The following is a 19,517-nucleotide window of genomic DNA, read 5'->3' as shown; positions in this document are numbered from 1 at the left end:
CTCCTGGAAAGCTCGGTTTCGTGTTGAGGCTCCACGCTACCGAGTCGTCCTCCCCGTGGATAAGCGCCCGAAAGAGGTATTTGGCCTGTCACTCGAAAGAGTGAACCCCTCGCTGCAGCGGCGCTTGCCGCTGGCGCATGCGCAGACTGGATGCCCCGCTATTGCCCGGATGAATACCTGTGCGCGCCCGCCACTCCGGCGAGCGCCCACGCTAGCCAGGCTTCTGGGCTGGGGTTTTGCGCCCGGCCGAAGCCACGCTGTATCTAAATCAATACAACGTAACGAAAGCGACACAAAGCAGCCAGCCCGCGACACCTCGGGCCTTTCCGCGGGCTCAGCAGTCCCATCTGCAGCATTCGTATCGAATTCAATACAACAGAGACTCGAACATTTCCCAAAAATAAACATAACACATTGATTTAATTGAAAAAAATAACAATGGCACCACCCTTGCTAACGTTTATCCCCCAAGCGCTCGCTGCCTGGCACGAGCACCTTGATCATCGCCCGCACAAGAATCGGGCGAGCCCCCTACTTGAGGAGTTCACATGAGCGAGTTGCGTTTTACCGTTGATCACGAATGGCTGCGTCAAGACGCAGATGGCCTGGTCACAGTCGGCATCACTGCTTATGCCCAGGAAGCCTTGGGTGATGTGGTGTTCGTACAACTGCCGGAGCCGCAGACCTATGGCGAGGGCGACGAAGTCGCGGTGCTGGAATCGGTCAAAGCGGCCAGCAACATCGCCATGCCCCTGGCAGGCGAAATCGTCGAAGTGAATGCCGAGCTGGACGGCAGCCCCGAGCTGGTCAACGAAGATCCGCTGGGCAAAGGCTGGTTCTTCCGCTTCCGTCCGACCGACGCGGCAGCCGTGGCCGCACTGCTCGACCAGGCTGGTTACGACCGCCTGCTGAAAGCCAACGACGACGCCTGAGGTAGCCGGCATGACTGAAGCAATCGATCTGGGCACCGCCAACGAATTCATTCCCCGGCATATCGGCCCGCGTGAGGCCGATACCGCCAACATGCTCGAACAGCTCGGCTACGACTCGCTCGACGCGCTGATCGCCAGCGTGATCCCCGAGAGCATCAAGGGCAGCAGTGTGCTCGAGCTGTCGGCGGGTCTCAGCGAAGCCGACGCCCTGGCCAAGATCAAGGCCATCGCGGTAAAGAACCAGCAGTTCAGCACCCATATCGGTCAGGGTTACTACGGTACCCACACGCCGAGCCCGATCCTGCGCAACCTGCTGGAAAACCCGGCCTGGTACACCGCCTACACCCCTTACCAGCCGGAAATTTCCCAAGGCCGCCTGGAAGCCCTGCTGAACTTCCAGACCCTGATCAGCGACCTCTCCGGCCTGCCGATCACCAACGCCTCCCTGCTCGACGAGGCCACCGCCGCCGCCGAAGCCATGACCTTCTGCAAGCGTCTGTCGAAGAACAAGGCCAGCAACGCCTTCTTCGCCTCGCAGCATTGCCACCCGCAGACCCTCGACGTGCTGCGCACCCGCGCCGAGCCGCTGGGTATCGAAGTGGTAATCGGCGATGAGCGCGAAATCACTGACGCCAGCGCCTACTTCGGCGCCCTGCTGCAATACCCGGCGAGCAACGGCGACATCTTCGACTACCGCGAACTGGTCGAGCGCTTCCACGCCGCCAAGGCGCTGGTTGCGGTCGCGGCCGACCTGCTGGCCCTGACCCTGCTCACGCCGCCCGGCGAATTCGGCGCCGATGTAGCCCTGGGCAGCGCTCAGCGCTTCGGTGTGCCGCTGGGTTTCGGCGGCCCGCACGCCGCCTACTTCGCCACCCGCGATGCGTTCAAGCGCGACATGCCGGGCCGCCTGGTCGGTGTTTCGGTCGATCGCTTCGGCAAGCCGGCCCTGCGCCTGGCCATGCAGACCCGCGAGCAACATATCCGCCGCGAGAAGGCCACCAGCAACATCTGCACCGCGCAGGTGCTGCTGGCCAACATCGCCAGCATGTACGCCGTGTACCACGGCCCACAGGGCCTGACTCGCATCGCCAAGCGCGTGCACCAGCTGACCGCGATCCTCGCCCAGGGTCTGGCCAAGCTGGGCCTAGTCGTTGAGCAACAGAGCTTCTTCGACACCCTGTCCCTGGCCACCGGCAGCAAGACCGCCGCACTGCACGCCAAGGCGCGCACCCTGGGCATCAACCTGCGTGAGATCGATGGCGAGCGCCTCGGTCTGTCGCTGGACGAAACCACCAACCAGGCCGCCGTCGAGCGTCTGTGGCAAGTGTTCGCCGAGCCGGGCCAGAGCCCGGACTTCGCCGAGCTGGCCGCCACTGTCGCCAGCCAACTGCCACAGGCGCTGCTGCGCCAGTCGGCGATCCTGACGCACCCGGTGTTCAACCGCTATCACTCGGAAACCGAGCTGATGCGCTATCTGCGCAAGCTGGCCGACAAGGACCTGGCGCTGGACCGCAGCATGATTCCGCTGGGTTCCTGCACCATGAAGCTCAACGCCGCCAGCGAAATGATTCCGGTGACCTGGGCCGAGTTCGGCAACCTGCATCCCTTCGCACCAGCCGAGCAGAGCCAGGGCTACACTCAGCTGACCACTGAACTGGAGGCCATGCTCTGCGCCGCCACCGGCTACGACGGCATGTCGCTGCAGCCGAACGCCGGCTCCCAGGGCGAATACGCTGGGCTGCTGGCGATCCGTGCCTATCACCGCAGCCGCGGCGACGATCAGCGCGACATCTGCCTGATTCCGCAATCGGCCCACGGCACCAACCCGGCGACCGCCAGCATGGCCGGCATGCGCGTGGTGGTGACCGCCTGTGACGCACGCGGTAACGTCGACATCGACGACCTGCGCGCCAAGGCCGAGGAACACAAGGAGCGCCTCGCCGCACTGATGATCACCTACCCGTCGACCCACGGCGTGTTCGAGGAAGGCATCCGCGAAATCTGCCAGATCGTCCACGACAACGGCGGCCAGGTGTACATCGACGGCGCCAACATGAACGCCATGGTCGGCCTCTGCGCACCGGGTCAGTTCGGCGGCGACGTGTCGCACCTGAACCTGCACAAGACCTTCTGCATCCCGCACGGCGGTGGCGGTCCTGGCGTCGGCCCGATCGGCGTCAAGGCGCACCTGATCCCCTTCCTCCCCGGCCACGAGAAGATGGCGCGCAAGGAAGGTGCAGTCAGCGCGGCACCGTTCGGCAGCGCCAGCATCCTGCCGATCACCTGGATGTACATCACCATGATGGGCGGCCAGGGCCTCAAGCGTGCCTCGCAGCTGGCGATCCTCAACGCCAACTACATCGCCCGTCGCCTGGAAGAGCACTATCCGGTGCTCTACACCGGCAGCAACAGCCTGGTTGCGCATGAGTGCATCCTCGACCTGCGTCCGCTGAAAGAAACCAGCGGCATCAGCGTCGACGACGTGGCCAAGCGCCTGATCGACTTCGGTTTCCACGCCCCGACCATGTCCTTCCCGGTCGCCGGCACCCTGATGATTGAGCCGACCGAAAGCGAATCCAAGGAAGAACTGGACCGCTTCTGCGACGCCATGATCGCCATCCGCGCGGAAATCCACGCGGTGGAACGCGGTGAACTGGACCCCGAGGACAACCCGCTGAAGCACGCGCCGCATACCGCGGCCGAGCTGGTCGGTGAGTGGACCCACGGTTACAGCCGCGAACAGGCGGTCTACCCAGTGGCCTCCTTGATCGAAGCCAAGTACTGGCCGCCGGTCGGCCGGGTCGACAATGTGTTCGGCGACCGTAACCTGGTCTGCGCCTGCCCATCCATCGAGGCCTATCAGGAGGCTTAACGGCTCCACCCGTAGCCCGGATGCAATCAGGGAGCGTTTAACGGCAATCCCCGGATTACATCCGGGCTACGGGATTAAGGTCGCTGCGCTTTATCGGCGACCGTGACAGCGTTTGCAGGGGAGCGGCATGTTTCCTGTGTCGGCAAACCCATGGTGCATGCCGCCTCCCTGCAACAGCTCATTGCGCCCACGCGCGAACCCCTAACGATTCAGAAATCCCATCGCGGCAAAACCGCACACAAGCCCTTATCCGGCACGGGTCATCCCCGTGCACATACAACAAGAAAGAGGTGCTACATGGAATTCATCAGCAATCTAACCAATCAAATCAACGGACTGGTATGGGGGCCGCCCATGCTGGCGCTGATCCTCGGCACCGGTCTGTTCCTCATGCTGCGCCTGAAACTTATGCCCTTGTCGAAGATCGGCGCGGGCTTCGCCCTGATGTGGCAAGGCCGTAAGAAAGACGATGATGCCAGCGGCGAAATCAGCCCGTTCCAGGCGCTGATGACCTGCCTCGCGGCCACCGTGGGTACCGGCAATATCGCCGGTGTGGCCACCGCAATCTTCCTCGGCGGCCCCGGCGCGCTGTTCTGGATGTGGTGCACCGCCCTGGTCGGCATGGCCACCAAGTACTGTGAAGTGGTGCTGGCGGTGCATTACCGCGAGACCGACGACCGTGGCGAGCACGTCGGCGGGCCGATGTATGCGATCAAGAATGGCCTGGGCAAGAAGTGGGTGTGGCTCGGCACCGCGTTCGCCATCTTCGGCGGCCTGGCCGGTTTCGGTATCGGCAACATGGTCCAGGTCAACAGCATGGCACATGCCCTGGAAACCACCTTCGCCATCCCGCTGTGGCTGACCGGTCTGGTCAGCATGCTGCTGGTCGGCATGGTGATCCTTGGTGGTATCAAGCGTATCGGTAAAGTTGCCGCGACCCTGGTGCCGTTCATGTGCGTGGCCTATATCGTCGCCGCCATTGTGGTGCTGGTGGTTCACGCCGACGCCATTCCGGGCGCCTTCGCGCTGATCTTCACCCATGCCTTCTCGCCAGTGGCCGCAGTCGGTGGTTTTGCCGGCGCAGCGGTCATGGCCGCCATCCGTTTCGGTGTGGCGCGTGGCATCTTCTCCAACGAAGCGGGCCTCGGCACCGCCGGTATCGCCCAGGCCGCCGGCACCACCAACAGCCCGGTACGCTCGGGGATGATTGGCATGCTCGGGACCTTCATCGATACCATCGTCATCTGCACCATGACCGGCCTGGCGATCATTGCCTCCGGCGTGTGGACCAGCGGCGTCAGCGGCGCGGCCCTGTCGGCGGCGGCCTTCGAATCGGCCATGCCCGGCTACGGCGGCGCACTGTTGAGTATCGCCCTGGTGGTCTTCGCCTTCACCACCATCCTCGGCTGGAGTTACTTCGGCGAGAAGTGCTGGGAATTCTTGGTTGGCACCAAGGCAATCATGCCGTTCCGCATCATCTGGGTCCTGGCCGTACCGTTCGGCGCCGTCGCCCAGCTGGACTTCGCCTGGCTGCTGGCCGATACCCTCAACGGTTTGATGGCCATCCCCAACCTGCTGTCCCTGCTACTGCTCAGCCCGATCGTGGTCAAGCTGACCAAAGAATACTTCGCTCGTGACCGCAGCGTAGTCGCTGCCGCAGCCGCACAACGCTAAATACTGCCCTCATGGCGCGACCGTTTAAGCGGTCGCGCCCTTAATACAGGACCGCTCCCGATGTTCTCCAAAAGCCTGACCCTGAACGACTACGACCCGGCCCTGGCCCTCGCCATCGCGGCGGAAGAGTGCCGCCAGGAAGACCATATCGAACTGATCGCCTCGGAAAACTACACCAGTCCGGCGGTGATGCAGGCCCAGGGCACCGGCCTGACCAACAAGTACGCCGAAGGTTATCCGGGCAAGCGCTACTACGGTGGCTGCGAGCACGTCGACGTGGTCGAGCAGCTGGCCATCGATCGCGCCAAGCAACTGTTCGGCGCCGACTACGCCAACGTCCAGCCGCACTCCGGCTCCTCGGCCAACAGCGCCGTGTACCTGGCGCTGATCAATGCCGGCGATACCATCCTCGGCATGAGCCTGGCGCATGGCGGTCACCTGACCCATGGCGCCAAGGTCAGCTCCTCCGGCAAGCTGTACAACGCGGTGCAGTACGGCATCAATGGCGATGGCTTGATCGATTACGACGAAGTCGAGCGCCTGGCCGTCGAGTGCCAGCCGAAGATGATCGTGGCCGGCTTCTCCGCCTACTCCAAGACCCTGGATTTCCCGCGTTTCCGCGCCATCGCCGACAAGGTCGGTGCGCTGCTGTTCGTCGACATGGCCCACGTTGCCGGCCTGGTTGCCGCTGGCCTGTACCCCAACCCGCTGCCCTACGCCGACGTGGTCACCACCACCACCCACAAGACCCTGCGCGGTCCGCGTGGCGGCCTGATTCTGGCCAAGAGCAATCCCGAGATCGAGAAGAAGCTCAACTCTGCAGTCTTCCCCGGTGCCCAGGGCGGCCCGTTGATGCACGTGATCGCCGCCAAGGCCGTGTGCTTCAAGGAAGCCCTGGAGCCGAGCTTCAAGCAGTACCAGGCGCAGGTGATCAACAACGCCCAGGCCATGGCGCAAGTGTTCATCGGCCGCGGCTACGACGTGGTCTCCGGCGGCACCGACAACCACCTGTTCCTGCTCAGCCTGATCAAGCAGGGCCTGACCGGCAAGGCCGCCGACGCAGCGCTGGGCGCCGCGCACATCACGGTGAACAAGAACGCCGTGCCGAATGACCCGCAGTCGCCGTTCGTTACCTCCGGCCTGCGCATTGGCACCCCGGCAGTCACCACCCGTGGCTTCAAGGAAGGCGAATGCCGCGAACTGGCCGGCTGGATCTGCGACATTCTCGCCGATCTGGACAACCCCAGCGTGATCGAACGGGTTCGTGGTCAGGTCGCCGACCTGTGCGCCGCCTTCCCGGTCTACGCTGAATAAATACACAGGCTTCTTATGCTGACAGTCAGGCGTGGGCGGGTCCCATGCCTGAGCGTCAACAAGACCAGAAGCAGGAGCTCAGCATGTCACTCAGCGTTTTCGACCTGTTCAAAATTGGCATCGGTCCCTCCAGCTCGCACACGGTCGGGCCGATGCTCGCCGCCGCACGCTTTGCCGAAGGCCTGCGCCGCGACGACCTGCTCAACAGCACCGCATCGCTTAAAGTCGAGCTGTATGGCTCGCTCGGTGCCACCGGCAAGGGCCACGGCAGTGACAAGGCCGTGCTGCTCGGCCTCGAGGGTGAGCTGCCGGACAGCGTCGACACCACGACCGTCGAGCCGCGCCTGGCGGCGATGCGCAAAGCCGGCGTACTCAATCTGCTCGGCGAGAAAGCCATTCGCTTCGTCGAAAAAGAACACCTGGCGATGATCAGGAAACCCCTGCCCTATCACCCCAACGGCATGATCTTCCGCGCCTTCGACGACGCCGGCCTGCAGATCCGTGCGCGCGAGTACTACTCGGTGGGCGGCGGTTTCGTGGTCGATGAGGAGGCGGCCGGCGCCGACCGCATCGTCGAAGACCGCACGCCGCTGACCTACCCCTTCACCACCGGCAAGCAGCTGCTGGCCCACTGCGCCGAGCATAATCTCTCGATCAGCCAGCTGATGCTGGCCAATGAAACGGCCTGGCGCCCGGAAGCGGAAACCCGCGCCGGCCTGCTGAAGATCTGGCAGGTGATGCAGGATTGCGTGGAAGCCGGCTGCCACCACGAGGGCATCATGCCCGGCGGCCTGAAAGTCAAACGCCGTGCCGCCGCGCTTTACCGTCAGCTGTGCAAGAACCCGGAAGCCGCGCTGCGCGACTCGCTCAGCGTGCTCGACTGGGTCAACCTCTACGCCCTGGCGGTCAACGAGGAGAACGCCAGCGGCGGCCGCGTGGTAACCGCGCCGACCAACGGCGCGGCCGGCATCGTGCCGGCGGTGCTGCACTACTATATGCGTTTCATCTCCGGGGCCAACGACGACGCGGTGGTGCGCTTTCTGCTCACCGCCGCCGCCATCGGCATCCTCTACAAGGAAAACGCCTCGATTTCCGGCGCCGAAGTCGGCTGCCAGGGCGAAGTCGGCGTGGCCTGCTCCATGGCGGCCGGCGCCCTGTGCGAAGTCCTTGGCGGCACGGTGGCGCAGGTGGAGAACGCCGCCGAGATCGGCATGGAGCACAACCTCGGCCTGACCTGCGACCCGATCGGCGGCCTGGTGCAGGTGCCCTGCATCGAACGCAACGCCATGGGCTCGGTGAAGGCGATCAACGCCGCACGCATGGCCCTGCGCGGCGATGGCCAGCACTTCGTCTCGCTGGACAAGGTGATCCGCACCATGCGCCAGACCGGCGCCGACATGAAGAGCAAATACAAGGAAACCGCCCGCGGCGGCCTGGCGGTCAACATCATCGAATGCTGATAGGCCTCACCCATCCCGTAGGAGCGAGCTTGCTCGCGATCGGCTATTGAACGCATCGCGAGCAAGCTCGCTCCTACAACAGCCCAAACCCTTCGCGCATCTCGCGGCACATTAGAACCTGGAGCGACAGCATGACCAGCGAAACCCTGGCGAAAACCCCGTTACACGCCCTGCACCTGGAACTCGGCGCACGCATGGTGCCCTTCGCCGGCTATGACATGCCGGTGCAGTACCCGCTCGGCGTGATGAAAGAACACCTGCACTGCCGCGACCAGGCCGGCCTGTTCGACGTCTCGCACATGGGCCAGCTGACCCTGCGTGGCGCCAATGCCGCCAAGGCCCTGGAAAGCCTGGTGCCGGTGGACATCATCGACCTGCCGGTGGGCATGCAACGCTACGCCATGTTCACCGATGACAACGGCGGCATCCTCGACGACCTGATGGTCGCCAACCTGGGCGACGACACACTGTTCCTGGTGGTCAACGCCGCCTGCAAGGATCAGGACCTGGCCCACCTGCGCAAGCACATCGGCGAGCAGTGCGAGATCGACAGCCTGTTCGAATCGCGTGCCCTGCTCGCCCTGCAAGGGCCGAAGGCGGTGGACGTGCTGGCTCGCCTGGCGCCGCAAGTGGCCGAGATGACCTTCATGCAGTTCGCCAGCGTGCGCCTGCTCGGAGTCGACTGCTTCGTCAGCCGCTCCGGCTACACCGGTGAAGACGGTTACGAGATTTCCGTACCCAATGAACAGGCCGAAGCCCTGGCCCGAGCCCTGTTGGCCGAACCGGAAGTGGCGGCCATCGGCCTCGGCGCGCGCGATTCGCTGCGCCTGGAAGCCGGTCTGTGCCTGTACGGCCACGACATGAGCACCAGCACCACGCCGATCGAAGCCAGCCTGCTGTGGGCCATGTCCAAGCCACGCCGCGCCGACGGCGCACGGGCCGGCGGTTTCCCTGGCGCCGAGCAGATCTTCGCTCAGCAGCAGAATGGCGTGAGCAGCAAGCGCGTCGGCCTGCTGCCGCAGGAGCGCGTACCGGTGCGTGAAGGCGCGGAAATCGTCGACGCCGACGGCAACGTGATCGGCATCGTCAGCAGCGGCGGCTTCGGCCCGACCCTCGGTGCCCCCGTGGCCATGGGCTATGTGCAGAGCAGCCATGTCGCCGTGGACAGCCCGGTCTGGGCAGTGGTGCGCGGCAAGCGCGTGGCCATGAAGGTTGCCAAGACGCCTTTCGTGCCGCAGCGCTACTACCGCGGTTGAGCCGCTGGCGGGACAAGCCAGTCTTGTCCCGCTGCCAGAGCGCCTGCCCGTCAGCCCTCGCTCAGCGCCAGGGCCGCACGGGCCATCAGTGGAAGCAGAGCATGAGCACTGTAGTGGAAACCGCCGGCAAGCCGGCCAAAGTGGAAGTCGGGGTCAAACTGCGCGGCGCCGAGAAGATGGCGCGCATCCCGGTCAAGATCATTCCCACCGAAGAACTGCCGAAAAAACCGGACTGGATTCGTGTTCGCATTCCGTTATCGCCGGAAGTCGACCGGATCAAGCAGCTGCTGCGCAAGCACAAGCTGCACAGTGTCTGCGAAGAGGCCTCCTGCCCGAACCTTGGCGAGTGCTTCTCCGGCGGTACCGCCACTTTCATGATCATGGGCGACATCTGCACCCGTCGCTGCCCATTCTGTGACGTCGGCCATGGCCGGCCGAAGGCGCTGGATGTCGACGAGCCGAAAAACCTCGCCGTGGCCATCGCCGACCTGCGCCTGAAGTACGTGGTGATCACCTCGGTGGACCGTGACGACCTGCGCGACGGTGGTGCCCAGCACTTCGCCGACTGCCTGCGCGAGATTCGCGCGCTGTCGCCGCACGTCCAGCTGGAAACCCTGGTACCGGATTATCGCGGGCGCATGGACGTGGCCCTGGCCATCACCGCGGCCGAGCCGCCGGATGTGTTCAACCATAATCTGGAAACCGTGCCGCGCCTGTACAAGGCCGCGCGCCCAGGCTCGGACTTCGAGTGGTCGCTGGACCTGCTGCAGAAGTTCAAGCAACTGGTGCCGCACGTGCCGACCAAGTCGGGACTGATGCTCGGCCTCGGCGAGACCGACCAGGAAGTCATCGAAGTCATGCTGCGCATGCGCGAGCACGATGTCGACATGCTCACCCTCGGTCAATACCTGCAGCCGTCGCGCAGCCACCTGCCGGTGCAGCGCTTCGTACACCCGGACACCTTTGCCTGGTTCGCCGAGGAAGGCACCCGGATGGGCTTCAAGAACGTCGCGTCCGGTCCGCTGGTACGCTCGTCCTACCATGCCGATCAGCAGGCGCACGAGGCCAAGAACCACTGAGCCGAACTGAATAAATACTTAGCTGAATAAAAATGGCGACCCTCGGGTCGCCTTTTTTATTATTCGCTCCCTTTTCGCGAGAGCAGACGCAACACCCGGCACCCGAGCAAAGGCGCTCGCGACCGAGGCCAACCCATGGATTAAGCATTTTCACCTCGCCTCAGTTGGCACTATGCTTGCGCCATGCACACAAAAACCTACGCGCACCTGACCAGTTTCATCGACCTGCTGCTCGACGCCATCTGCGTTGTCGATGCCCAGGGCCGCTTTGTGTTCGTCAGTGCGGCCTGTGAGCGTATTTTCGGTTACACCCCGGATGAGATGATCGGCAAGGCGATGATCCAGATGGTGGTCCCCGAAGATCGGGCCAGGACCCTGCAGGCAGCCAAGGAGGTCATGTCAGGGCATCTCAAACCTTATTTTGAAAATCGCTACACCCGTAAGGATGGGCAAATCGTCCACATTATGTGGTCAGCCCGCTGGTCGGAGGCAGATCAACTAAGGATTGCCGTGGCGCGCGACATTACCGAGCGCAAACAGTCCGAGTCGATGCAGACGGCGCTCTACGCCATCTCCGAAGCCGCCCACGCCGCCGAAGACCTGTTTACCCTGTTCCAACAAATTCATCAGATCATCGGCGGCTTGCTGCCCGCGCTTAATTTTTCCGTGGCGCTGTACGATGCGACAAACGACCAGCTGAGCTTCCCTTACCATATCGACGAGCACGACCAGGCACCCGAACCACACACGCCGGCTACCGACACTCTCAGCGCCGAGGTCGTCCGCAGCGGCCGAGCGCTGCTGCTGACGCCGGAGACGCTGTCCGTGCACCCCGAGCATTTACGCGCCGTGGTGGGCCAGGACTCATTGTGCTGGCTGGGCGTCCCGCTCAACTCGCCCAGCGGCACCATCGGCGCCCTGGCGGTGAAAAGTTATGTGGGAGGTGTGCGCTACACCGAAAAAGATAAGGAACTGCTGCAATTCGTCTCTACCCAGATCGCCGCCGCCATTGAACGCAAACAGCTGCACGCCCGACTGCAATACATGGCGCAATACGACCAGCTGACCCACCTGCCCAACCGTGGCCTCTTGCATGATCGTCTGCAAACCGCGCTGACACGCGCACATCGGGAGCAAGGACGACTGTCCCTGCTCTACCTGGATCTGGATAAGTTCAAACAAATTAACGACACCCTGGGCCATGCCGCAGGCGACCTGCTGCTGCAGGAGGTGGCCAGACGTCTCAAGCAGTCCGTGCGCGAAACGGATACGGTCGCTCGCGTCGGCGGCGACGAGTTTGTGGTGCTGCTCGAAAGCATCCAGTTGACGGAGCACGTCACAGCGGTGGCCGAAAAAATCCGTAACGTGCTCAATCAACCCTTCAAGCTGCAGAGTCAAAGCCTGTGCATCCTGCCTAGCATCGGCATCGCGCTCTACCCCGAGCATGGCTTAGAGGGCGAGCAGCTACTCAAGCATGCCGATGACGCCATGTATTGCGCGAAAATGAACGGTGGAAACCGCTTTCAGATCGACATCGAGCAGAGCCCGGCTGAGGGCGACGTTCAGGTAAAAGCGTCGGTATAAGTCGGTATATAGAGTGGGTGCTGCAACACGCACTCAAGGCCTACTCGACTCCTCCACCTGCGCCTTCAACTGCGCCAGCCCCTGTTCGAAGTCGCCACCGACCATCTTGTCCATGTCCATAGCCAGATGCACGACCTTGCCGATGAAGTTGTTGCTGCCGGTCATGCTCCAGCTCACGCGGGTATTTTCGCCCTCGGGAGCAAAGCGAAACACCACGTCATTGGTGGCCTCGAAGGGTTTCAGAAACACCAGTTTGATGCGAACCAACTCATCCGGTCGGCTCTCGAGAATGGTCATGCTGCCCTCACCGACCTCGTTGTTGCCAACCCAGCGATGGACCGCTCCAACACCAGCACTCGGCCCCTCGAAGATCGTCTGCATGGCCGGATCGCGTTTCGCCCAGGGCGACCACTGCTGCCAATTATGCAAGTCATTGACTTGAACAAACACTTCGCCCACAGGAGCGGCCATGCTGGTCGAGCGCTCGACGCGAAACTCGGCAGGCTGCATAGCAGCGATACCGAGCAACGCAACGACGAAAAACACAAGCGCGAGAAGCACGAAACGTAGCATGCTGACTGCTCTCCTGTTCAGAGAATAACCACACAAGGCCGCTATGGCTGCCTTGGGATAATAGACAGGAGCACGACACAGTTTGTTGCACCGAAGCGTGCAATGAGCTGCGCCAACGGCAAAGCCTCGGGCGCGTTCGTCCGCCCACAATGTTTCATCGTTTCGCTATTGGCGTAGCACTCCTCATACACGAACTGTCTTGCAAGCTCTACAACATCTGCTCTGTTGTTGTGCATGCCCAACAGTTGTAATAGAGCGAGTGGAGTGGTCGTGTGGCGATGCTGGAAATCGGCGGCAGTACTGCACAGCTGTTACGCGCCGATTAATCACGTACCCGCAATACTCTATGAAGCTGTTATCCGCTTTCACACACGATGGCACACTATCGTCGACTATCGACCGCGAAATACTGCCCACCTCAGCTGCCAGAGATACAAAAAGACACATTACTTATGCCTAGCAGCCTGTACGGCTAGTGACTTAACCCAAGTTCAGCTGGCTGAGGCTACCAGACAGGGCGCTGACGAGTCACAGCGGGTCATGGTGAGGTACGGCAGCGCGGTATCGAGGCGTCAGGCGCTGAAATAGACTATTTAAACTCACATGCAGGCCACTAGACATTTACTCGTCCTTCGCCATAATTACCAGGGAGCCGTGCATAACAACCTCGCTAAAAACCGTTAAAAACCACAAAAATCAATAACCCATTGTTTTTAATAGAAAACATCGCAAAAAACCGCGACATCTATCAATGATCAGTATGTGCGGCTCAGACTGCTGATTAATCGGTGACCGTAGCAGTAAGGCAAACAGCCTTACGTTGTCGCCATTAAAGTTTCATGACCATGGAAAATAACGTGACGAAAGACGAACTGCGCGCTGAACTCGAGCGCCAGGCAAACCGTTACAAGGAAGTATACGGCGGGGAAGTCATCACCTACGCCGCTCAACCGGACCCCGAGCGCAAGCCTTGGCGCAAGAAAGCCAACCTTCTCGACCAAGCATTTGAGAAGGAACTGGAAAAAATCGAAAAAGACTTGAAAGCCAAAGCCGACGAGGCAAATGACTGAGTAGTTGATGCCCATCTGAATTGTCTAATCCAGATGGGCACTCGATCGAACTTGCTCGATAAGCAGACTTGTATTGTGCTCGGCTGAGGAACAATAACTTACCGCCGCTTACCCCCCACCAATGAACCCAGTAGGCCGCGTACCAATTGCCGACCAATCTGATTGGCAACTTGGCGTACTGCTGTTTTCATCGCCAGACCAGCCAAGCTGCCGAGTAGACCACCCGTCATGCTGCCGACTCCGGCCTCAGCTTCAGTTTTGCTCGATGCAGCGGCCTCTGCCGCCTGGACACTGGCCTGCGCCGCACGCGCAGTGAGCAGCTCGTAGGCCGACTCGCGGTCAAACGCCTTGTCATAACGCCCAGCCAAGGGGGATTGACGAATTAGCGCAGCTCGCTCGGTTTCGCTCAACGGGCCAATACGCGACTGCGGCGGCGCGATAGCCACACGCTGCACCATGGCGGGAGTGCCCTTGGCCTCCATGGTGCCGACCAGCGCCTCACCTATGCCCAGCTCGGTCAGCACACTCAAGGCGTCGAAGGCCGGATTAGGGCGAAAGCCATCGGCCACCGCACGCAACGCCTTGCGCTCTTTGCTGGTGAAGGCCCGCAGGCCATGCTGGATGCGCAGGCCGAGCTGAGCCAGCACGTCATCCGGCAAGTCGTCGGGCGACTGGGTGACGAAGTACACCCCGACCCCCTTCGAGCGAATCAACCGTACCACCTGCTCCAAGCGCTCCTGCAAGGCCTTCGGCGTGTCGCTGAAAAGCAGGTGCGCCTCGTCAAAAAACAGCGCCAACACTGGTTTGTCGGCATCGCCGCGCTCCGGCAGTTGCTCGAATAGCTCGGCCAGCAGCCACATCAGGAAGGTCGCGTAGACCTTCGGCGCTTCATGCACCAGGCGACTGGCGTCGAGCAGGTGAATACGTCCGCGACCGTCACGATCGGGGTGCAGGATGTCTTCAAGTTGCAACGCCGGTTCGCCGAACAAGGCCTCGGCGCCCTGCTGCTCCAGGCTCGACAAGCGGCGCAGCAGCGCCTGTGCCGAAGTCGTGGTGAACAGTGCGCTGTCATCGCCCAGTACCTCGGGATGAGATTTCAAGTGAGCCAGCAGGGCTTTGAGGTCTTTAAGGTCCAGTAGCAGTAAACCCTCGCGGTCCGCCACCTTGAAGGCGGCATACAGCGCGGCCTGCTGACTGTCCGTCAATTCCAACAAGGCACCGAGTAACAGGGGGCCCATTTCACTGAGGGTGGTGCGCAGCGGGTGGCCGCTTTGTCCGTGAATATCCCACAAGGTGACCGGGTAGGCCGTCGGTTGGTGAGTGAGCCAGGGCATGCTGGCGATTCGTTCGGCCACCTTGCCCTGTGGCGCACCGACAGCGCCGAGACCACAGAGATCGCCCTTCACGTCCGCAGCGAACACCGCGACACCGGCATCGCTGAAACCCTCGATGAGGCGCTGCAGAGTTACGGTTTTCCCCGTGCCGGTCGCTCCCGCCACCAGTCCATGGCGATTGGCCAAGCGCAGGGCCTGGCCGACCGGCTGACCGGAAAGGTCAGCGCCGAAAACAAACTGCTCTGATACGGACATTTCGGTGTCTCCCAGGTTAAAGGATTCGTCCACGGGTGCCGAGATAGCAACACTGCAGGCCCTAGCGCCACAGACTGCGTGCAACTTACAGCCAGCTACGACTGGCAGCCGACCATAGTGAACAACATAAACCATGACCAACAGTTTGAAGTTCAGCCACAAAATTCTGCTCGCCGCCTCACTGGTGGTGATCGCAGCGTTTACCTTATTCACCTTCTACAACGATTACCTGCAACGCAATGCGATCCGCGCCAACCTGGAAAACTACCTTAATGAAATGGGGCAAGTAACCGCAGGAACCATCCAGAATTGGCTGTCCGGGCGAATCTTGCTGGTAGAAAGCACCGCTCAGTCGATCGTCACTGATCCGACACCGAACAAAGTCGTCAGCCTGTTAGAACAGAGGGCCCTCACTTCGACGTTTGCGTTTACTTATCTGGGGAGCGACGACGGTGTCTTCACCATGCGTCCAGACGCTGAGATGCCGGGCGACTTCGATCCACGTACACGCCCCTGGTACAAGGATGCTCAGAGCGCGGGCGGGACTATCCTTACCGAACCCTTCGTGGATGCCGCAACCAACGAACTGATCATCGCCATCGCCTCACCGGCGAAACAAGCTGGCGTAGTTGGCGGAGACCTGAGCCTGACCACCCTAGTCAACATCATCAACTCGCTGGATTTCAATGGGATTGGCTATGCCTTCCTGGTCAGCGCCGATGGCAAAATCCTAGTACATCCAGACAAGAGCCTGGTGATGAAAAACCTGCGCGATGTGTTCCCGGAAAACACCCCGCGAATCGACAGCAGCCTCAGCGAAACTGAAACGAATGGTGACACCCGTATCGTCACCTTTACCCCGGTCAAAGGACTACCTTCGGTCTCATGGTACGTCGGGCTGTCCATCGACAAGGACAAGGCCTATGCGATGCTCAGCGAATTTCGCGCCTCGGCCATCGTCGCCACCGTGATCGCGGTGATCCTCATCATCATCCTGCTGGGCATGCTGATCCGCGTGCTCATGCAGCCCCTGATCGTGATGGGCAAGACCATGCAGGACATTGCCCAGGGCGAAGGTGACCTGACCAAACGTCTGAAGGTCCAGTCCAACGATGAGCTGGGTGAACTGGCCACAGCATTCAACCGTTTCGTCGAGCGCATTCACAGCTCGATCCGCGAAGTGTCTTCGGCCACCGGCCAAGTCAACGAGGTGGCCAAGCTGGTACTCAATGCCTCCAACGCGTCGATGCTCAACTCGGATGAACAGTCCAGCCGTACTAACAGCGTGGCCGCGGCGATCAATGAGTTAGGTGCCGCCGCCCAGGAGATCGCGCGTAACGCCGCGGACGCCTCGACTCAGGCCACAGACGCCCGCCAGCAGGCAGAGGGCGGACGCCAGGTGTTGGCAAAAACCATTCAGGCGATGAACGACCTGTCCGGCAAGATCAGCGCCTCCTGCAGCAACATCGAGACGCTGAACGGCAAGACGGTGAATATCGGGCAGATACTCGAAGTCATCAAAAGTATTTCCCAGCAAACCAACCTGCTGGCGCTGAATGCGGCCATCGAAGCGGCGCGAGCCGGAGAGGCGGGCCGCGGCTTCGCCGTGGTAGCCGATGAGGTGCGCAACCTGGCGCACCGCACTCAGGAGTCGGCGCAAGAAATCGAGGGAATGATCGAGGAACTGCAAGTCGACTCCCGCCAGTCGGTCACCACCATGACCGAGAGCCAACGTTATAGCGAAGAAAGTGTGGTGATTGCCAACCAGGCAGGTGAGCGGCTGGGCAGCGTGACCCTGCGTATCGGCGAAATCGACGGCATGAACCAATCGGTGGCCACTGCCACCGAAGAGCAGACCTCGGTGATCGAGTCGCTGAACATGGACATCATCGAGATCAACACCCTCAACCAGGAAGGCGTGGAAAATCTTCAGTCCACCTTGCGCGCCTGCGGCGATCTGGAGCAGCAGGCCTCGCGCCTGAAGCAGCTGGTCGACAGTTTCCGCATCTAATAGCCTGCTCAACCGACCAAGAACAACGGGGCGCTCAATGAGCGCCCCGTTTTATGTGGGCTTAGGCTTTTCCGGTTCGTCACCGGCCTCCTGTTGCAGCCGTTTCCACAACTCGGCAGCGTCGGAAAACTCGGTTCCGTCCTCAGGGCTCAGAGCCTCGGGGTCATAACGCTTGACGCAGCCCTCACCCAAGATCGGCGGCGGACTCGACGTGGCGCGCGCGAATGGATCGCTCATGGCGCCTCCTCAGCTCTCATCATCTATCGTCCCGCAATGCACCCGTCATAAACGGCCCAAAGCACAGTTGCCCCTGGCTGAGCGCCAAGAGCAAAAGACTCCTGGCTCACTCTTCCGCCGGGTGGCCTTTATCATGCTGAGCGAACTCTTTGACCGCGCGCAACACATCATGCCGGCTGATCTGGCCGACCAGGCGCCCATCCTCGATCACCGGCATGCGGCCGAGGCGACCACGTAGAAAACGTTCGGAGACTTCGATGATGTCGGTTTCCGGCGAGATGGTCTCGACTTCGCTCGTCATATACGCACTGACGTTGCCCCCTATGGCTTCGTAGTAAGCCCCGGAGAGAATCCCCCGCAGGCAGTCCCCCTCGGAGAGCAGGCCTATCAAGTGCCCTTGGGAGTCGATCACCGGAGCACCGGAAATCCGATGTTCGAGTAGGCGATTGATCGCAGTGAATAGGTCAGTGTCGGAGCGGAAGGTCACCAAGTGGCGGGTCATGTAGTCCCGTACTTTGATTGATTTGAGCATCAGCAAACTCCTCTGGGGTGTACCGGGCGGGTACACCGCGAAGCGATCAGTCGAAGATCGCCGGATTGTCATCGTGCATCAATGCGCGGTCTTCTAAGTGATAGCGTAGCCCACGGAACAACTCCATTTTTTCTGCATCACTACCCTGCCGCAACACTTCCTCGATGCTGTTGTCATGGCTGACACGCGGCACATCCTGCTCGATGATCGCCCCGCCGTTCCATCAAGAACTCACAGCCAACCGGCAACTCGTCAGCGCGTATGCCTTGACGCGCCTAAGAACTCCCCCTTGATTCTCCGAGCAATGCCTCACCTCGATAATTCGAACCATTATAGGTAGCCAGAAAAATCACTGACCCCGGCTACGACACCGATACGGTTTGACTGGTTATGAATCACTGAAAAATACGTATGGAGAGTGCAAAAAAACTCACAATGTCAGCCATTTCAGCCAGAGCACAGGAAAGCGTAGTAATCCTGCAGACCTGGCCCACCACCATAAAATCTGGGAAGCCACCCAAGCAACTGCCAGCCTGCCACCCGATAGCAACTTCAACCCTCCCCGACCATACAGCTTTATTAAGACTTTACGACTCGCCAGCGACTTACAAAAAATTACTCAAGGGTTCTCCAGGCGAACGGAGAGTCGTGCCAACAGCCTGCAAACGAACAACTTAGTTGCGTAACTGTGGCAAATCCTTACAAAGCGGTTTACTTGTTAAAAGTGCGTGACTACTATTGCTAATACTTAGCCAACATTTCATCTACATCTCAAGGTAAGCCACATGTCGCTGATCAACGATTACCGCGCCACAGAAGAAGCCATCAAAGAACTGCAAGCGCGCCTGAAAAGCATGTCGCAAGACGACAAGCTGCAAAAAGAATTGGAATTCGAAGGTAAGCTGCGCACTCTGATGGGTGAGTATCAGAAGTCCCTGCGCGACATCATTGCCATGCTCGACCCGGACGCCAAAGCCAGCAAGGCTCCACGCGCAGCTAAGACCACCGGCACCAAGCGCGCACGTAAAGTTAAGCAGTACAAGAACCCGCACAACGGTGAAGTGATCGAAACCAAGGGTGGCAACCACAAGACCCTGAAAGAGTGGAAAGCCAAGTGGGGCTCCGACGTCGTGGAAAGCTGGGTGACCCTGCTGGACTAAGCCCTGCGACTGCACTGCAGTTTGAACGCATAAAAAACGCCAGCTATTGCTGGCGTTTTTTATGCGTGGCTGTCTACCTTCCGTACAGCCTACTCAATACCGACTGCCCGAAACAGTAACCGCCCGACTGGCAATACCAGACAACATTTTCCCGCGGCAATAGCTCGACTATCT

Annotated in this window: 15 protein-coding genes and 2 pseudogenes; 12 read left to right on the top strand and 5 right to left on the bottom strand. The window is 61.0% G+C overall.

What is annotated here, in order from left to right:
- Nucleotides 1–548 precede the first annotated feature (548 nt).
- The 8 genes from gcvH to TMS3_RS08610 all read left to right on the top strand — a co-directional run bounded on the left by gcvH (nt 549) and on the right by TMS3_RS08610 (nt 12,171).
- Nucleotides 549–932, top strand: coding sequence for a glycine cleavage system protein GcvH (gcvH, locus tag TMS3_RS08645; protein ID WP_025164870.1), 384 nt, complete (start codon nt 549–551; stop codon nt 930–932).
- A 10-nt stretch (nt 933–942) separates the two neighbouring features.
- Nucleotides 943–3,804, top strand: coding sequence for an aminomethyl-transferring glycine dehydrogenase (gene gcvP, locus TMS3_RS08640; RefSeq protein WP_025164869.1), 2,862 nt, complete (start codon nt 943–945; stop codon nt 3,802–3,804).
- Nucleotides 3,805–4,101: 297 nt separating this feature from the next.
- Nucleotides 4,102–5,478 (top strand): alanine/glycine:cation symporter family protein, encoded by a 1,377-nt coding sequence (locus TMS3_RS08635; protein WP_025164868.1) that lies wholly within the window; start codon nt 4,102–4,104, stop codon nt 5,476–5,478.
- Nucleotides 5,479–5,538: 60 nt separating this feature from the next.
- Entirely contained in the window at nt 5,539–6,792 is a 1,254-nt protein-coding gene (gene glyA / locus TMS3_RS08630; RefSeq protein ID WP_025164867.1) for a serine hydroxymethyltransferase, read from the top strand.
- 83 nt (nt 6,793–6,875) lie between these two features.
- Nucleotides 6,876–8,252: an L-serine ammonia-lyase gene (locus TMS3_RS08625; RefSeq protein WP_025164866.1), complete on the top strand. Its 1,377-nt coding sequence runs from the start codon at nt 6,876–6,878 to the stop codon at nt 8,250–8,252.
- A 131-nt stretch (nt 8,253–8,383) separates the two neighbouring features.
- Complete coding sequence (gene gcvT / locus TMS3_RS08620) at nt 8,384–9,508, top strand: glycine cleavage system aminomethyltransferase GcvT (RefSeq protein WP_025164865.1); 1,125 nt, start codon at nt 8,384–8,386, stop codon at nt 9,506–9,508.
- 101 nt (nt 9,509–9,609) lie between these two features.
- Nucleotides 9,610–10,587, top strand: coding sequence for a lipoyl synthase (gene lipA, locus TMS3_RS08615; RefSeq protein ID WP_025164864.1), 978 nt, complete (start codon nt 9,610–9,612; stop codon nt 10,585–10,587).
- Between the two features lie 183 nt (nt 10,588–10,770).
- On the top strand, nt 10,771–12,171 hold the full coding sequence (locus TMS3_RS08610) for a GGDEF domain-containing protein (protein WP_025164863.1): 1,401 nt from the start codon (nt 10,771–10,773) through the stop codon (nt 12,169–12,171).
- Between the two features lie 33 nt (nt 12,172–12,204).
- Here TMS3_RS08610 and TMS3_RS08605 read toward each other — a convergent pair whose 3' ends face one another.
- Entirely contained in the window at nt 12,205–12,744 is a 540-nt protein-coding gene (locus tag TMS3_RS08605) for an SRPBCC family protein (protein WP_025164862.1), read from the bottom strand.
- 857 nt (nt 12,745–13,601) lie between these two features.
- Between TMS3_RS08605 and TMS3_RS08600 the strand changes: the two genes are divergently transcribed.
- On the top strand, nt 13,602–13,814 hold the full coding sequence (locus TMS3_RS08600; protein ID WP_025164861.1) for a hypothetical protein: 213 nt from the start codon (nt 13,602–13,604) through the stop codon (nt 13,812–13,814).
- 98 nt (nt 13,815–13,912) lie between these two features.
- Here the strand turns inward: TMS3_RS08600 and TMS3_RS08595 are convergent, their stop codons facing one another.
- Entirely contained in the window at nt 13,913–15,403 is a 1,491-nt protein-coding gene (locus TMS3_RS08595; RefSeq protein WP_025164860.1) for a helicase HerA-like domain-containing protein, read from the bottom strand.
- 133 nt (nt 15,404–15,536) lie between these two features.
- Here TMS3_RS08595 and TMS3_RS25955 point away from each other — a divergent pair.
- Both TMS3_RS25955 and TMS3_RS25950 read left to right on the top strand, forming a co-directional pair.
- Nucleotides 15,537–16,556: pseudogene (locus TMS3_RS25955) on the top strand (HAMP domain-containing protein); the annotation flags it as partial.
- 93 nt (nt 16,557–16,649) lie between these two features.
- A complete protein-coding gene (locus TMS3_RS25950) occupies nt 16,650–17,414 on the top strand; it encodes a methyl-accepting chemotaxis protein (protein WP_407691613.1) in 765 nt (254 codons plus the stop codon).
- A 51-nt stretch (nt 17,415–17,465) separates the two neighbouring features.
- On the opposite strand, the gene TMS3_RS08585 is transcribed toward TMS3_RS25950, so the two are convergent.
- The 3 genes and pseudogenes from TMS3_RS08585 to TMS3_RS25325 all read right to left on the bottom strand — a co-directional run.
- The gene (locus tag TMS3_RS08585; RefSeq protein WP_025164858.1) at nt 17,466–17,651 is read right to left on the bottom strand and encodes a hypothetical protein; all 186 of its coding nucleotides are present in this window, start codon (nt 17,649–17,651) and stop codon (nt 17,466–17,468) included.
- A gap of 106 nt (nt 17,652–17,757) precedes the next feature.
- Nucleotides 17,758–18,183: a CBS domain-containing protein gene (locus tag TMS3_RS08580; protein WP_025164857.1), complete on the bottom strand. Its 426-nt coding sequence runs from the start codon at nt 18,181–18,183 to the stop codon at nt 17,758–17,760.
- Between the two features lie 46 nt (nt 18,184–18,229).
- A pseudogene (locus TMS3_RS25325) lies at nt 18,230–18,403 on the bottom strand (formyltetrahydrofolate deformylase); the annotation flags it as partial.
- Between the two features lie 565 nt (nt 18,404–18,968).
- Here TMS3_RS25325 and mvaT point away from each other — a divergent pair.
- On the top strand, nt 18,969–19,343 hold the full coding sequence (gene mvaT / locus TMS3_RS08575; RefSeq protein WP_025164856.1) for a histone-like nucleoid-structuring protein MvaT: 375 nt from the start codon (nt 18,969–18,971) through the stop codon (nt 19,341–19,343).
- The last annotated feature ends 174 nt before the right edge of the window (nt 19,344–19,517 follow it).

The sequence above is a fragment of the Pseudomonas taeanensis MS-3 genome (genome assembly GCF_000498575.2).
GTDB lineage: Bacteria > Pseudomonadota > Gammaproteobacteria > Pseudomonadales > Pseudomonadaceae > Aquipseudomonas > Aquipseudomonas taeanensis.
Note: the sequence above shows the minus strand (reverse complement) of the source record. Positions and strands in the feature narration are given on the sequence as shown.

Excerpts from the sequence above, each read along its gene's own strand:
- gcvH (WP_025164870.1), top strand. The coding sequence starts at position 549 with ATGAGCGAGTTGCGTTTTACCGTTGATCACGAATGGCTGCGTCAAGAC.
- TMS3_RS08580 (WP_025164857.1), bottom strand. The coding sequence starts at position 18,183 with ATGCTCAAATCAATCAAAGTACGGGACTACATGACCCGCCACTTGGTG.
- TMS3_RS08595 (WP_025164860.1), bottom strand. The coding sequence starts at position 15,403 with ATGTCCGTATCAGAGCAGTTTGTTTTCGGCGCTGACCTTTCCGGTCAG.
- TMS3_RS25950 (WP_407691613.1), top strand. The coding sequence starts at position 16,650 with ATGCTCAACTCGGATGAACAGTCCAGCCGTACTAACAGCGTGGCCGCG.
- TMS3_RS08605 (WP_025164862.1), bottom strand. The coding sequence starts at position 12,744 with ATGCTACGTTTCGTGCTTCTCGCGCTTGTGTTTTTCGTCGTTGCGTTG.
- TMS3_RS08635 (WP_025164868.1), top strand. The coding sequence starts at position 4,102 with ATGGAATTCATCAGCAATCTAACCAATCAAATCAACGGACTGGTATGG.
- glyA (WP_025164867.1), top strand. The coding sequence starts at position 5,539 with ATGTTCTCCAAAAGCCTGACCCTGAACGACTACGACCCGGCCCTGGCC.
- TMS3_RS08625 (WP_025164866.1), top strand. The coding sequence starts at position 6,876 with ATGTCACTCAGCGTTTTCGACCTGTTCAAAATTGGCATCGGTCCCTCC.
- lipA (WP_025164864.1), top strand. The coding sequence starts at position 9,610 with ATGAGCACTGTAGTGGAAACCGCCGGCAAGCCGGCCAAAGTGGAAGTC.
- gcvP (WP_025164869.1), top strand. The coding sequence starts at position 943 with ATGACTGAAGCAATCGATCTGGGCACCGCCAACGAATTCATTCCCCGG.
- TMS3_RS08585 (WP_025164858.1), bottom strand. The coding sequence starts at position 17,651 with ATGAGCGATCCATTCGCGCGCGCCACGTCGAGTCCGCCGCCGATCTTG.
- mvaT (WP_025164856.1), top strand. The coding sequence starts at position 18,969 with ATGTCGCTGATCAACGATTACCGCGCCACAGAAGAAGCCATCAAAGAA.
- TMS3_RS08610 (WP_025164863.1), top strand. The coding sequence starts at position 10,771 with ATGCACACAAAAACCTACGCGCACCTGACCAGTTTCATCGACCTGCTG.
- gcvT (WP_025164865.1), top strand. The coding sequence starts at position 8,384 with ATGACCAGCGAAACCCTGGCGAAAACCCCGTTACACGCCCTGCACCTG.